Genomic DNA, 14,104 nt, shown 5'->3' with positions numbered 1-14,104 from the left:
TCATCACCAATTTCATACTTACATTGATTGCGAAACAAACTTCAGCATGTCATCTGCAGCAGAGACCACTTTCGCATTCATCTCATACGCACGTTGAGTGGTGATCATGTCGACCATCTCTTCTACTACTTGTACGTTTGACCCTTCCAGTGCACCTTGCTTGATAATGCCGGCACCATCAGCTCCTGCAATCAGCTCATCAGCTGGACCGCTGGCTTCCGTTTCACGGAATAAGTTGCCACCCATGGCCTCTAAGCCTGCTGGATTGATGAATTTTGCAAGTGTAATTTGACCAAGCTGCTGAGGTGTTGGATCGTCTGCTGTTGTTGTAGTCACGGTGCCATCAACACCCACAGAGAAAGAGACCGCATTGTCTGGGATCTGGATTTGAGGCTCTAAAGGCAGGCCCTGACTGTTCACCATTAAGCCTTCTGAGTTTCTATGGAACTGACCATTACGTGTATACATGATCTGTCCGTCCGAGTTTTCTATTTGAAAGAAACCCTGACCCATTACAGCAAGATCCAACTCTTGCGTTGTGTTTTGGGTATTACCTTGAGTGAATACTTTTTGTGTGCCAACAACGCGAACACCGCTACCTAGCTGAATACCACTTGGTAGTTCGTTAACTTGGTCTACTTGAGCGCCTGGTTGACGCTGAATGCTGTAGAAAAGATCTTCAAATACAACTCGGTCACGCTTAAAGCCAACCGTGTTTACGTTTGCTAGGTTGTTAGAAATGGCAGTCATCTTCGTGTCTTGCGCTGCCATGCCTGTTTTACTTACCCATAATGCTGAATGCATTTTTTACTCCTTGCGGGGCGAGACTTAGCTCGCCGCCATTAATTTGTTACCAGCTTTTGCTAAAGTTTCCGCCGTTTTCATCATGCGAACTTGCATTTCAAAGTTGCGCGTCAGCGACATCACACTAACCAATTCATCAATAGCAGATACGTTACTGCCCTCAATGTGCTCAGGAGAGAGTTGCACGGTTTCATCTGCCGCGAATGGCACGCCATCTACGCTGTGCAGCAAGCTATCGCTCTCTTTTTGCAGTTGATTAATTTCCGGTTTAACCAACTTCAAAGTGCCTGCCACAATTTCTGCGCCGCCACCTGGTGGGATCACTGAGACTTGACCACGCTCGCTGATTTCAATCTTTTGATAATCCGGCACAACCAAAGGACCATTGTCACCGAGGACAGGGAACCCATTGATTGTTAGAGCGCCAAAAGTATCGACCTGAATATTGCCTGCACGGGTGTAAGCTTCGTTACCCGCTGGGGTTTCTACAGAGAGATACCCCTCACCCATAACCGCAACGTCCAACGGACGTCCTGTTTTCACAATATCGCCAGCGTCGAAACGTGTTGAGGCAGAGTTGGTCACAACCATAGTGCGACCATCAAAACCTGGGCCTTGCATCTCTACACTACGCACACGCTCCATATCCGCTCGAAAACCCGCAGTATCAGCATTTGATAAGTTGTTTGAACGAACGTGCTGCGCTTTAAGAACTCGGCTGGCACCCGACGTTGCCGTAAATAACAAACTATCCATGCAAAACTCCCATTACACCGCGTTAAACAAAGCTTGAGTAAGCTTGTCGCTGGTAGAAATTGTCTTTGCGTTTGCTTGGTAGTTGCGTTGTGCAGTCATTAGAGCAACAAGCTCGCTGGTTAAGTCAACGTTAGAACCTTCTAATGCACCCGGAGTTAGGTCACCCATCGTACCTGAACCCGGAACACCCATAATTGGAGCACCTGAGCTAAAGCTTTGAGTCCATGATGTTCCACTCACTTTCGCTAAGCCTTGTGTGTTTGCAAAATCAGCAAGAACAACCTGACCTTGTAGCTGTGATTGGCCGTTAGTGTAAGTCGCGTAAACCATGCCGTTACCTTCAACGCGTACACCTGCAAGTTCACCTGATGTGTAACCGTTAGGACTATTAGTACTTACGCCAAAAGCTGCACCAAATTGCGTGCTGCCTTTCAGGTTAATGTCTACACTCATCGCGTTCGCGCCTGCTGCAGGGAATGAAACATTAAACGGCGCAGTTGGTGTTGAAAGCGAGCCATCTTTACCAAACGTTACAGGCACAGTTGCTACTGGCGTCGTACCGCCATCTACTTGAACGTTCACTTCCCACGAGTTAGAAGCAGTCTTAGTAAAGTACTGAGTTACCGTGTGCGAGTTACCCAATGAGTCGTAGACTTTTGTTGTGTAAGACGAGTTAAATGAGCTTGGATCTTTTGGATTGAATGGCGTTACGGCTTTATCAATAACAGACGCGCTTGCGTCGAAGTTCGCAACAAAATCTAAGCTGTCTGTTGCTTTAGCATTCAGTGAGGAAGTCGATACCTGAATATTACCCACAGAACCTGTCATTAGGTTGTTGTTGCTATCGACACTGTAACCTTGAAGCTTTGCACCGCTGTTAGCCGTAACAAAGTTGTTCTTATCCGTTGAGAACACACCTGAACGTGTGTACAACATTTGACCCATATTATCTTTAGTAACAAAAAAGCCACCGCCATTAATAGCTAGGTCCATCGCACGGCCAGTTCCTGTGATACTGCCGTCTTTGTCGAAGTTCTGTGAAATTGACGCGACTTCCACACCACCAGGTTGCATGCCGTTGTATACAGCGGAGAATTCTGTGCGCCCACCTTTAAAACCATACGTTGATGCGTTGGCAATGTTGTGGCTGATTGTGTTTAGCTCTGTGTTGGTCGCGTCCAGACCACTTAGTGCGATGTTAAAACTCATAAATAGACCTCTGATTTCCGTATTTGGTTAAGCACCAAACTGAGTGATTTGATAGAAAGGAACGTTGCCAACGCCATGGACATTGACTAATGCTGCGCCACCGGTATTAGGAATGCGCACTTGCTCAACAGTGCCTGCCATCAGCACATTTGGACTTGCTTGCCCTTCTTGCACTTCTACGGCCACTGAGTATTTGCCTGGTTTAAGACCAAGTTCTTCAGGATTAATTGAAAAGTCGACGTCACCTTTGCCGTGAGCACCTAGTGGCACTTTAGTTGATTGACCAAATTCATCTTTAACAACTAACGTGACTTGGTTTGAGCTATGAGCGAGTTCGATTTTTCCGTTTTGTACGTCTTCACCAAGCTGAAATTCATCCGCGTTGACGTAAACCGTTTGCCCAACAAGGCCCGCTGTTGATAGCACTTGCATGTTGTCCAGTAACACCATGCTCTGTTGCATTGTCTTAGACATATTCTCGGTACTTTGTACCTGCGAGAACTGAGCCAATTGACCAACGTATTCCGTACCATCAAGGGGGTTAAGTGGGTCTTGGTTTTGAATTTGAGCCACCATCAAAGAAATAAACTCATTCTCCAATGAAGAAGCACTGTTCATGTCTTTAGGGTTTGGTGAGATACCGTTGCTGTCTTTTGCTTTTGTATTTACTGGAGCGTCAGACGATAAAGGGGTGTATTGTGCAATACTCATTAGCTACCCTGCCCTAATCTAAGCAGACCTTGCTGCATACTTTTTACATTGGCTAATACTTCAACATTCGTTTCGAAGCTGCGTGTTGCGGACATCATGTCTGCCATTTCAGCAACTACATCAATATCTGGGTAAAACACATAGCCTTCATCATTAGCCAGTGGGTTGTTCGGCTCAAAACGCTTCTCTGCATCTCCAGCATTTTTAACAACGTCAACAATGCGAACTTCTGCATTGGGATAAGCTCCATTTTCTGTTGTCATTTGCGTTTTTTGGTACACAGTCGCAAATACTGGCTTAAGCGCTTTATAAGCATCTTCTGGATTTGCAGATACTGCATCTGCGTTTGCTAAGTTACTGGCTACCGTATTCAGACGCACAGTTTGTGCTGTCATCGCGGAACCAGTGATCGAGTAAATATCAGTGAATGACATAATTAACGTCCCTCAATCGCTTTCGCTAAGCCATTAAATTTCATGTTGAGAAACGTCAGGCTAGTTTGAAAGTCCATGTTGTTTTGCGTGAATTTTGCTTGTTCAACACCAAGCTCTACGGTGTTGCCATTTTTGCTATTCTGGTAAGGCACCGAGTATTGGGCCTGAACCTGGAACTTTGGCACCGGTTTGTTCACACCACCTGCCGTTACTTGGTTCATTACGGTGGTGAAACTTAGGTCTTTCGCCAAATACCCAGGGGTGTCAACATTTGCTAGGTTACTGGCGAGGACTTTGGTACGCTGAACGCGAAAATTAAGTGCCTCTGGATGTACTCCTAAAGCATTTTCAAATGTGATCGCCATGCATCTTCCTTACAGTTGGCTCGAATACGCCAACATACAAACAAGATACGTGCCATAAAAAATAGCCATATATATCAATGATTTACAAACAAGGATGGAAGCCAAACTTCCGGTTCTCGGAAAGCATTAAAAACAAGAGGAAAGTGTCCACTTCCTCAACAATAATGCTGACGTTACTCGCTTTGACATCAGAACAAGCATTCGCCAACACCAATGACAAAACCCTAAGCGTTGAAGAGATAAGGTCCGTTGTAGCAACGGATTTCGAACAAGAGGTGGATCGCGTAGCGCTCTCCAATCAGTGGGGGAAGTACAAACTGGACTTCGACATGTGGGTGCCCGGTTCAGCCAATCACTTGCCAGAATGTGAATCGCCTTTAGTTATCACAGGTCGTGACAACAACACGTTGCCAGTCGGTAACCTCAAGCGCTCAGTCAGCTGCGACAATATCGCATCACCATGGCGAATTAACGTTACGATAAAGTCTTCGCTGACTCTGCCTGTTTTGGTCGCGACAACCACGGTTGGCCGAAATGAAGTCGTAACGGCTAAACACATAAAGCTTGAAACCCGAACCATCTCTCGCCAAGACGATTTTTATACTCGCCCCGAGCAAGCAGTAGGCTTAGAAACCTCTCGTCGTTTGCGGGCTGGACAAGTGGTTAATCCATCCAATTTGTCGGCCCCACCTCTAATCGAGAAAGGCAATGAAGTCATAGTCATTGCGAGCAAAAATGGATTTAGTGCCAGCACAAAAGGAGTCGCCTTAGAAGATGGAGCGAAAGGGCAACAAATTGACGTGGAAAACCCAAGTTCGGGCAAGGTCATAAGAGCAGTCGTAACTGGATTAAACCAGGTTCATACTCAATTTTGATTTTTGGACTCGGGGTAACATTTTTTAATTTTGGCTCTCGTCAGTAACACTGAACTTCGAGTACAAAAAAAATATTTAATGTTTATCACATTCGAACCGCCTACTTAATTTAGAACATGATGATGAGGACCACAGCATGAAAATCGACAAAGTCGCGGGCGGTCATGTCCCACAAACAAAATTACAGCAAGCAAGCAAACAGCCTGTCGACGTCGTCGAACAGAGCAAAGTACACGAGCCTGCATTTCAAGCGAATACCGTAGCGATAGATCGCGCTCAAGCTGAAATGGCATCACTACCTGATGTTGATATGGAAAAAGTAGAACAAGTACGCAACGCATTAGCGCGTGGTGAACTTAGCCTAGATACAAAAGTGCTATCCAAGGCAATCATGCAGTTCCATACAGGTCACGAGTAATAAAACGCTAGGAAGACATCATGGCAAGCGCAGTATCGCAGCGAATTCAACAATTTGTTCGCTCTATATCTGAGGATATTAAGCTTTATCAACAACTGCTTCCTTTGCTGCAGCAGCAAAAGGTATTGTACTTAAAGTTTGATGGAGAGGCACTGAACGACAATGTTCAGAAACAAATGCCGATACTCAATAAACTCAGCCGCTCCGCCAATGACAGAAGCCAGTGTATGCGAGCGCTGGGGTTAGCGTGTAATGACGCCAGCGTAAAACGAATTTTCAATGCTTTGCCTGCCCAAATAGGTATGCAAGCTAGAAAACAATGGGCGCTATTGGAAACGTTGGTAAGTCAGTGCCAACAATACAATCAGAGCAATGGCCACAGCTCTGCGGCGTTCCATGAGTTGGTCAGTCAACTCAAACAACCTGTGCAACACACTTATGAAGATAAATCGTTCTAAACGATGTTCGTCTTGCCTACAGATTCAGTCGCCATCTCGGCTGAGTACTGTAGGCCTTTTTATTTTTATTGCCTTTCTGTCCTACCTTCCAATCACATGCCAGGCAAAACCAAATGCTGTCGATATTCAAACGCAGTATCAAGTATTAGCACCATACAAACCACAAATTGCCAAGCGTCTCGATTCATCCAAGCCGGTAATTAACCACATTTTCAAACAGCTTCAAAACCACTCATTACCAAATAGCCTAGCCTTAGTGCCAATGTTAGAATCTTCTTACAACCCCAAAGCCGTTTCTCACGCTAACGCCGCCGGACTTTGGCAATTGATACCAACCACAGCGAAACGATTCGGATTAACGATAAATACAAAACAAGACGATCGCTTTGACACAGAAGCCAGCACAACGGCCGCGCTCAAGTACCTGGCGTTTTTATACAACAAATTCGATCAAAATATGGCTCTCACTTTAGCTGCATACAATGCCGGAGAAGGACGTGTTGCACGTGCTATTCAGCGAGCAGGAAGTCGAGATTTCCAACAACTCACGCTGCCTAACGAGACTCGCCAATATGTCAGCCGCTTCTATGCATTGGAAAAGTTGATAGATATCGGTCAGTTACAATCCTCATCATTTCAACCTTTACTCTTGTTTGCTCCAGACGCTCCTATGATTTCACAACCGCTGGTCGACTTTAGCCGACTGCCTCCGCTAGTTAATTTGTGATAAAAGCTACGACAGAGCTCAATGTCAGAGAAACGTAAAATTACAAGATCCTGTTCGGCGAATTTGAAAACTCGTGATCTCTATGCAAACGTGTGCAAAAAAGTTGAGGTAAGGTATCTCAAAGATAAGAAAGAGTAGTGGTTTACTAAAAAGCGCCCCAATTGCGCTTGGCAATTGGGTAGATATGCGTCACATTGCGTTTGCAAAAAAACATGAAAACCAATGGTCAGACCTAATAATTATTTACACACTAAATGTAAAACAGCTATTGTTTTCATAGTTCGAAACAAATCTAACATATCAAGATGACGCTTCGCTTGCGCGTCTGGAATAAGTCCGGGTTCCGGGGGGGAGTCCGGACTTTTTTATTGCTCTAAAATCTTTGCCCACAATAGAGCCAACAGAAGCTAAGTCGTAATGATGCAAACTAGCTGTTTATAGTAATTCTTTAGAAATCAACTGAAGTAAAAACGTTTCGCGCTCAATGCTCATGCCTTTTTTCGGGCTTTCTGCCATCGTTTTTTCATTGTGTGCAATTGCTTCGTGTATGTTCATCCATACCGGGCGCATTCCATTTTTAACTTCGTAATCTTCATACGCCGTTTCGCCTAGCTCACGTTCGATTTTACATGTATAACAATACGACACCATGTGCATCACGTCAGCGTCATCCTTGTACCACGGACGAAACTCCTCAAAGATTCCGAAAGGCTTAATACCATGTATATTTTGGGCGCCCGTTTCTTCCTCTAATTCACGGACTAATCCAGCAATGACATCTTCACCATCATCAATACCACCGCCTGGTAGCGTGTAGTCATGGTAACGTTCTGTATAGAGCAACAGCACATCTTCACCATCAAGTACAATGGCTCGCGCTGCATTGCGCTGAAAAACAATTTTGTCATCCAAATGCTCTATGTCTGGATGAACGGTCGATTTTAAATGTCTCATCGAAAATACCACGGTCAATGTTTTGTGCGCATATTACCGAATTTCACACTTTAAATCATTGTTGTAGGCCAGGTACGTTCGAGCGCTTGTCAGGAAGTGATTGATATGACCTTCACAACAATACGCCAAGAACAGAAGTGTGACGTGCTAATCAGCAATAAATGAGAATATCTAAATTCTTATACGTCCCTCTTACTTTTAACATCGATAAGACAATAATCTCTTAAAGTTGCCTATAATCAATACAATACTCGCCCACCCCATGCGGAGATAAAGAATGAAAAAGACAAATTTAATGATGGCTATGGCTGCAACATTGGTACTGGCTGGTTGTTCAACTTACGAGGGAGCGACCCGATCAACTGAGTATACCTCCGTTGCAAATCCCGCAGCCGTATACTGTGTTCAGCAAGGTGGTGAGCTGGATACCGTGTCGGAAAACGGCGAACGTGTCACTTACTGTGTGCTGTCGGACAATGAACGCGTCGAGCAATGGGAATACTATAGCGAGAATCACAAAGAAAATGAGGGTGACAACTACTAATTATTTTTATCGATACGTCACCTTCCCTCTATCACTTAGGAGCCTTTGGGCTCCTTTTTTATTTGATTTATCAAAGTGTTCTTACGTTGTTTTTACATATCTCTGACTTTACCGCACATCGACCCTATATCGAACAGTGTTCTATTCTTGACATTCCCCTGACATAACTTTCCACTTGGACAATAAAATTCCAAACACAGATCACACTAATTCACATTTCTTCCACATTTTCTGGGACAGGTGAGCAAGATGAAAACACAAATAGTAAAAGAAGCCGAGTCAGCCCCAAGCAACGTTGTTACTGAAAAATCGAAGCGCATTATTTATAAATCGAGTTTAAACGCCTTGATGATTGTCGCTATCAGTATTCTCGTTAACCTTAGTCTTCGTCTTGATTATGTCGTGTTGGGATCAAGCCTTGGCGAGCTTTCCGTTACAGAAACGCTCCAGCTTGTGATGCTTGCTATTGCATCATGGTCGTTTTTCAGCTTATCGAAACAACAGCCTCAGCTAAAGCATGCGGCTATTTTGATTGCAGGATTTTTTGCAGTACTTATTATTCGCGAAACGGACTATTGGACAGACATGATTCATCATGGCTCTTGGGTTTTCCCAGCACTTGCTGTCACCGCACTGGCTTGCGCCAAAGCCTACCAAGGTGGTAAAGGTACCATGAACGAAATGGCGACCATTTTAACGGTGCCACATATGAAGCTATTAGTAGGCGCTGTGATGCTATTATTAGTCTTCTCTCGTTTGTATGGTATGGGCAGTTTTTGGCAACAAGTGATGGATGAAAATTACATCCGTGATGTTAAAAATATCTCAGAAGAAGGTATAGAACTGCTTTGCTACTGTTTGATCGCATTAAGCGCCGTCCGTACAAAACGCGAGCTTAATGAATAGACTCAGGATCAAAGCGACGGTTCAATGCAGTCAGTATCGGATGGAAGATACTTAATGCCTTTTCCGCAGCACCTACAGATTCATCCAAGGCCGTCATTTCGACGGCCTTTTTCATTTCTTCAATATCTTGCAAAGCCTCTTTATCGAGCGGGAAAGAGAGCAATTTGTGAATAGCATCTCTTGCGATCATCAGTGGCTTTTTTCGGACAATTGATAAATCTCGGAAAAATACGCCATGCTTGACCCCTTCTAAATAAACTCGGTAGGTTGTGAGTTCATCGAGTAGCAAGAATGTCTCCGCCATAAGCCCTTTATGTGGGTATGGCACGCTAATATGTTTGCTGATATCCAGTGGAATATTGAGGGTCACCCCCATGGATTCGCAATCGGATTTAAGTACTCGTAATAAGCCTTGCTCATCCATCAAATTCTGGATATCAATGATTCGTTCGAGGTGGTAGTCATTAGACAGCAAGATAACCTCAACCGGATGCCCCGACCATAACTCGAACAACCCACTTTTGCACAAAACTTGGGAAACATAACGCATGTTTTGAAACGTGTTCAACGACTCCGTTTCTAAGAGTATATGACGTTCAGGGAACGGATTCACAGAGTCTGTGTTTAGGGCTCTAAAATACGCGTACATCGCCTCTGCTTCAGAAACGCTTTGTCCTTGCGTTACTCCGCCACAAAAAACAATCACCGTTCGCTCTATCGGTAGTGATGCAGTCCTACAAGACAAAGCTTCGACTCTGGTTATGCCCTCAGAGGTCAACCTGTTATTGACGAGGCGTTTACCTAAAACGATGACGATGTTGTCTAACTTCATTTTAAAATCTCGCGCTTAGTTGGCAGTGTTACAAAAATCTTCTTTCACTCCCGACCCACAAGCTTTAACATCTAGTTAACAACACTGTTCTAGAGACCTTTATAAAGGTTCACTGCTAAAGGAAGTCAATTATGCTGTCGATTTTCGATATATTTAAAATTGGTGTCGGGCCATCCAGCTCCCATACTAATGGTCCTATGCTTGCCGGATTCCATTTCACTCAGCTAGTTAGCGACTCTATGGCGAAAGTGCATCGGGTGCAAGTGGACCTTTATGGCTCATTGTCACTGACAGGTAGAGGGCACCATACAGACCGAGCCACGGTCCTTGGTTTGATGGGAAATAAACCTGATGCCATCAAAATGAGCAGTGCCAAAAGTGCGCTACAAAATACCATAGACAATAATACGCTCATGCTCGCCGGTACACACCAGATTGAGTTTAGCTACGACCATGACATCGTCTTTCATAGCGACAACCTTCCCCTGCATGAAAATGGCATGACGATTACGGCATTAGACGCAGCTGGAGATCAAGTAGCGTTTGAAATTTATTACTCCATTGGGGGCGGATTCATCGCCACCGCCGACGAACTAGAGAACGGCACGCAACAAGATGAGGTCGCAGTACCATTTCCGTTTACATCCGCAGATGAGATGCTGGAAAAAGCCGAGACGAACGGTTTCAGCTTGGGAGGCATGATCCTCCAAAACGAACTCGCATTTCGCTCAGACGAAGAAATTAACCAAAGAGCAGAGCAAATTTGGAAAGTGATGTCGCTCTGCATGCAACGTGGCTTCGATACGGAAGGGATTTTGGAAGGTGGTCTAAATGTCACTCGTCGAGCACCAAACCTTTTGAAAAAGCTCGAAGCCAACGCTGCAGTTGAAAACGATCCGATGGAGATCATGGATTGGATCAATCTCTTCGCCTTTGCGGTTAGTGAAGAAAATGCAGCAGGAGGGCAAGTCGTCACTTCTCCAACGAATGGTGCAGCAGGGGTGATTCCGGCGGTATTGATGTACTACCATCGCTTCATCAAAGAGCTCGATGTTAAACAGCTAAAAGACTTTCTCGCAGTCGCCGGCGCTATCGGCATCTTATATAAAACTAACGCGTCAATTTCTGGTGCAGAAGTGGGGTGTCAGGGAGAAGTTGGGGTTTCTTCATCCATGGCTGCCGCTGGCTTAACAGCGCTAAGAGGGGGCAGTAACGAGCAGATTTGTATTGCTGCGGAAATTGCGATGGAGCATTCATTGGGTATGACTTGTGACCCGATTGGCGGCTTGGTTCAAGTACCTTGTATTGAAAGAAATGCCATGGGAGCAATGAAAGCGATTAATGCATCGCGTATGGCATTAAAGCGCACAAGTAAATGTTTAATTTCGTTAGATAAAGTTATCGAAACCATGTATCAGACTGGTAAAGATATGAATAAAAAATACCGTGAAACCTCTTTGGGGGGCTTAGCTGTCATTCATATGGCACCGCCATGCGAATAATGGCAAGTGGTCATTGTGCTTAGCTTCTCACCATACGCTTATCTGGTAATTATGATCTGATGATATTACATATAGAAATGCCGCGTTCTTCGCGGCATTTTCTTAACAAGAAACTATTCGATTAATCACGTCGACCACGAAGTTCAATTTTTTGAGTTGCAGCATCCGAATGGATTGTTACACCGCCATAGGCCATTTCATTGCGACCCTTCAGCGTCAATTGAGAATCTGCACGCTCTACGTCAACCTGATTTTTCGTTGCCATCGTCATATCAATCGTGCCCGTGTATGACCCATCGCCAGCAAATGCTACGTTTGTTGAGCAAACCATCAAAACAAGTGCGATTAGTTTTTTCATACATCACCTCTATTATCGTTCTTACTTTCTGTCGGTGGAAAAACTGTAACAACAGAAACGCGCTCATACGAGGAAAGCCATTATTTACCAAATGGAAATCCATGCTAATAAACTGATGTAACCAAGAATAACTTATCGTTACCTTCAATAAATCAGGGATAAGGCAGCAACTTAAATTGACCGAGCGTTGTCTTTTCTTAAGAAATTCAGCGATATGATTTGTCGACAAAAGCCAAGCGAGAGAATGTATGAGCGTTAATCTGGATATTCAAAACATTTTGGTATTAAAACGGATGTATGAGCTACGTAACGTCCGGTTAGTCGCAGAATCACTCGGTAAAACGTCAGGAGCAATCAGCAAAAATCTGACTAAGATGAAAACTCAGCTCAATGATCCGCTATTCGTTCAGACCAAAAATGGCTTTGAACCAACAGCTTTTGTGGAAGCGAACATTGCGCATTTTGAGCAAATAATCAACAGTATTGATTCCATCAAACCACAGCATTTTTCACCAGCTCATTTTGACGGCTCAATCACTATTTATGCCAACACATTGTTTTGGGAGTACTTCGGTGACAAGTTTTACTTGGAGTTACTAAAGCACGCTCCAGAAGCAAAATTCTCATGTTTGCGCTGGGGTAGCGAAGCAAAAAAACGATTAATTGACGGTGAAAACGCCATTGCGATTCATTACTTTGATGAAGATCTGCCACAGTCAATTGTTCAGACCGAGCTAGGGCGAGGAAAAGCGGTATTTTTTGTTCGACAAGATCATCCCGCTCAAAACTCCCAAGAACTAGAAGAATACCCTTTTATACTTTTTAAAACGCCGGGATGGAACGACTACCGATACCCAGTGTTAGAAAGGCTCAAACATATGGGTTTTAGAACCACGCCTAAAGTGGAAATTGAGCATCCAGCGATGATTAAAAAAGTGCTTCTGCAAACGAATCATTTTGGCATAACGATGAGTGGACATGTTCCTAAGGGTTGCCGGAGTATCGCGCTTCCTGCTGGGCTAGAGCTTGATGTTCGCTACGTGATGAGCTGTCGTCGCTCTCAACAGCAAGCTCCGGTAAATCAGTGGTTATTAGATGTCATTAAGCATGTCGCTCAGTCCTAGACTGATGACTTGCTACTGCTAATAATAGCCAAACCACACATGCGCTCTACTTACTCGCTGAACGAACATTAAAGACTCTGTATTAACCATTGAGCAAAGGTGTTTACGTGTGATTTTTCGGATGCTCGAACCATCATATAATGTGCACCAGAACTTGGCATATGCCAATTTCCAGCCTGGACTAATACGCCCTGTTGCAGCTCATCCTCAACAAGAAAGTCTCTTACCAGCAACACGCCAAGTTGATTAATCGCAGCATGAATAGCAAGCAATGAGTGTTCAAACTCGGCGACGACTTTGCTCACCTTCCCTTGATAACCTTGGTGCGTAAGCCACTCTTGCCAAGATTCATGATAACCGCTAGTACAGATTTTAGGCGCTTTAGCTAACTGCGAGAGGTCATTTATCGGGTTTAAATGCATAAAGCCGGGGCTTGCGACAACAATCCAGTTTTCTTGGGTTAATCGTATGGCTTCTTGCTCTTGCCAATCTCCATCTCCGTTAATAATTTCGATATCCGCAATCGCACTGGCGTTTGGAACTGTATTAGCAGTTGTCGAGACTTTAAAGGAAATGTCTGGGAATTGTCGCTGAAAATCAGCCAATCTTGGCATTAACCACTGAGAGCAAAAGCTGTGAGCGACATGTAAGTTAACTTGCGTATTCTTGGGACGAGTAAATAAATGCTGCGTCGTGGTCGATAATGTTTGAAGCACATGATTAACCACAGGCCAGTATTCTTGTGCGGAGCAGGTCAGCGTAAGGTGAGTGCCCTTGCGCACGAATAACGTCGCATTGAGCTGTGACTCTAGCGATTTCACCTGTTGGCTTACGGCCGCACGAGTCACATTTAGCTCCTCTGCGGCTTTTGTAAAACTCTGTAGTCGCGCCGTGGCTTCAAAAGCTCGGAGCAAATTGAGCGGCGGTAAACTTTGCATATCATTCTCCCAAGCACTTGGCTGTCATGCTATGAACTGGTGATGACAAATTGATGAAGGAGCTGAGTTTACGTATGTTGAGCACATGTCAAAGCGTCCCGATATAACTATGTTTCTACACAACTACTGAGTTTGTTAAGCGGGATCAAAAAAGCCAGCGTGATACACGCTGGCTTTTGGAACTTTATC

The 14,104-nt window shown here is 44.4% G+C and carries 18 protein-coding genes; 8 read left to right on the top strand and 10 right to left on the bottom strand.

Going from position 1 to position 14,104, the window contains the following annotated elements; genetic code table 11:
* Positions 1-18: 18 nt before the first annotated feature.
* From flgG to flgB, 6 genes are read right to left on the bottom strand one after another with little or no spacing between them, the layout of a single operon-like run.
* Positions 19-804: a flagellar basal-body rod protein FlgG gene (gene flgG / locus R7Z10_RS05295; RefSeq protein ID WP_005374008.1), complete on the bottom strand. Its 786-nt coding sequence runs from the start codon at positions 802-804 to the stop codon at positions 19-21.
* Positions 805-828: 24 nt separating this feature from the next.
* Positions 829-1,560: a flagellar basal-body rod protein FlgF gene (gene flgF, locus R7Z10_RS05290; RefSeq protein ID WP_005374009.1), complete on the bottom strand. Its 732-nt coding sequence runs from the start codon at positions 1,558-1,560 to the stop codon at positions 829-831.
* A gap of 12 nt (positions 1,561-1,572) precedes the next feature.
* Positions 1,573-2,769: a flagellar hook protein FlgE gene (gene flgE / locus R7Z10_RS05285; protein WP_017635110.1), complete on the bottom strand. Its 1,197-nt coding sequence runs from the start codon at positions 2,767-2,769 to the stop codon at positions 1,573-1,575.
* Positions 2,770-2,796: 27 nt separating this feature from the next.
* Positions 2,797-3,480: a flagellar hook assembly protein FlgD gene (gene flgD / locus R7Z10_RS05280; RefSeq protein WP_005384410.1), complete on the bottom strand. Its 684-nt coding sequence runs from the start codon at positions 3,478-3,480 to the stop codon at positions 2,797-2,799.
* Complete coding sequence (flgC, locus tag R7Z10_RS05275) at positions 3,480-3,914, bottom strand: flagellar basal body rod protein FlgC (protein WP_005374012.1); 435 nt, start codon at positions 3,912-3,914, stop codon at positions 3,480-3,482. The genes flgD and flgC overlap by 1 nt, the downstream gene beginning before the upstream one ends.
* Before the next feature lie 2 nt (positions 3,915-3,916).
* Complete coding sequence (flgB, locus tag R7Z10_RS05270; RefSeq protein WP_005374013.1) at positions 3,917-4,279, bottom strand: flagellar basal body rod protein FlgB; 363 nt, start codon at positions 4,277-4,279, stop codon at positions 3,917-3,919.
* Between the two features lie 77 nt (positions 4,280-4,356).
* Between flgB and flgA the strand changes: the two genes are divergently transcribed.
* From flgA to R7Z10_RS05250, 4 genes are all read left to right on the top strand, one after another.
* Complete coding sequence (gene flgA / locus R7Z10_RS05265; RefSeq protein ID WP_005384406.1) at positions 4,357-5,154, top strand: flagellar basal body P-ring formation chaperone FlgA; 798 nt, start codon at positions 4,357-4,359, stop codon at positions 5,152-5,154.
* A 136-nt stretch (positions 5,155-5,290) separates the two neighbouring features.
* Positions 5,291-5,572, top strand: a complete 282-nt coding sequence (flgM, locus tag R7Z10_RS05260; RefSeq protein WP_005374016.1) for a flagellar biosynthesis anti-sigma factor FlgM — start codon at positions 5,291-5,293, stop codon at positions 5,570-5,572.
* 20 nt (positions 5,573-5,592) lie between these two features.
* A complete protein-coding gene (flgN, locus tag R7Z10_RS05255) occupies positions 5,593-6,030 on the top strand; it encodes a flagellar export chaperone FlgN (RefSeq protein ID WP_005374018.1) in 438 nt (145 codons plus the stop codon).
* Positions 6,011-6,757: a lytic transglycosylase domain-containing protein gene (locus R7Z10_RS05250; protein ID WP_054576173.1), complete on the top strand. Its 747-nt coding sequence runs from the start codon at positions 6,011-6,013 to the stop codon at positions 6,755-6,757. Before flgN ends, R7Z10_RS05250 begins: the two co-directional genes overlap by 20 nt.
* Positions 6,758-7,192: 435 nt before the next feature.
* Here the strand turns inward: R7Z10_RS05250 and R7Z10_RS05245 are convergent, their stop codons facing one another.
* Positions 7,193-7,711 carry an NUDIX hydrolase gene (locus R7Z10_RS05245; protein ID WP_005374021.1) on the bottom strand — a complete coding sequence of 173 codons (519 nt, stop codon included), beginning with the start codon at positions 7,709-7,711 and terminating at the stop codon, positions 7,193-7,195.
* A gap of 277 nt (positions 7,712-7,988) precedes the next feature.
* On the opposite strand from R7Z10_RS05245, the gene R7Z10_RS05240 reads away from it, so the two are divergent.
* Together R7Z10_RS05240 and R7Z10_RS05235 are read left to right on the top strand one after the other, a co-directional pair.
* Complete coding sequence (locus tag R7Z10_RS05240) at positions 7,989-8,255, top strand: DUF333 domain-containing protein (RefSeq protein WP_318104228.1); 267 nt, start codon at positions 7,989-7,991, stop codon at positions 8,253-8,255.
* Between the two features lie 249 nt (positions 8,256-8,504).
* The gene (locus tag R7Z10_RS05235; RefSeq protein ID WP_005374025.1) at positions 8,505-9,161 is read left to right on the top strand and encodes a hypothetical protein; all 657 of its coding nucleotides are present in this window, start codon (positions 8,505-8,507) and stop codon (positions 9,159-9,161) included.
* Here the strand turns inward: R7Z10_RS05235 and R7Z10_RS05230 are convergent.
* The gene (locus tag R7Z10_RS05230) at positions 9,151-9,993 is read right to left on the bottom strand and encodes a YdcF family protein (protein WP_225491670.1); all 843 of its coding nucleotides are present in this window, start codon (positions 9,991-9,993) and stop codon (positions 9,151-9,153) included. The two genes, R7Z10_RS05235 and R7Z10_RS05230, sit on opposite strands and share 11 nt — an antisense overlap.
* A gap of 131 nt (positions 9,994-10,124) precedes the next feature.
* Between R7Z10_RS05230 and R7Z10_RS05225 the strand changes: the two genes are divergently transcribed.
* On the top strand, positions 10,125-11,495 hold the full coding sequence (locus tag R7Z10_RS05225) for an L-serine ammonia-lyase (RefSeq protein WP_318104225.1): 1,371 nt from the start codon (positions 10,125-10,127) through the stop codon (positions 11,493-11,495).
* Positions 11,496-11,616: 121 nt separating this feature from the next.
* Here the strand turns inward: R7Z10_RS05225 and R7Z10_RS05220 are convergent, their stop codons facing one another.
* A complete protein-coding gene (locus R7Z10_RS05220) occupies positions 11,617-11,853 on the bottom strand; it encodes a hypothetical protein (protein ID WP_005374030.1) in 237 nt (78 codons plus the stop codon).
* A gap of 248 nt (positions 11,854-12,101) precedes the next feature.
* Here R7Z10_RS05220 and R7Z10_RS05215 point away from each other — a divergent pair, with 248 nt between their 5' ends.
* The gene (locus tag R7Z10_RS05215) at positions 12,102-12,977 is read left to right on the top strand and encodes a LysR family transcriptional regulator (RefSeq protein ID WP_258509820.1); all 876 of its coding nucleotides are present in this window, start codon (positions 12,102-12,104) and stop codon (positions 12,975-12,977) included.
* A gap of 68 nt (positions 12,978-13,045) precedes the next feature.
* On the opposite strand, the gene R7Z10_RS05210 is transcribed toward R7Z10_RS05215, so the two are convergent.
* Positions 13,046-13,915 carry a LysR substrate-binding domain-containing protein gene (locus R7Z10_RS05210; RefSeq protein WP_005374033.1) on the bottom strand — a complete coding sequence of 290 codons (870 nt, stop codon included), beginning with the start codon at positions 13,913-13,915 and terminating at the stop codon, positions 13,046-13,048.
* Between the last annotated feature and the right edge of the window lie 189 nt (positions 13,916-14,104).

The sequence above is a fragment of the Vibrio sp. Vb1018 genome (assembly GCF_033338775.1).
Lineage (GTDB): Bacteria > Pseudomonadota > Gammaproteobacteria > Enterobacterales > Vibrionaceae > Vibrio > Vibrio alginolyticus.
This window is presented reverse-complemented; position numbering and strand designations above follow the sequence as displayed.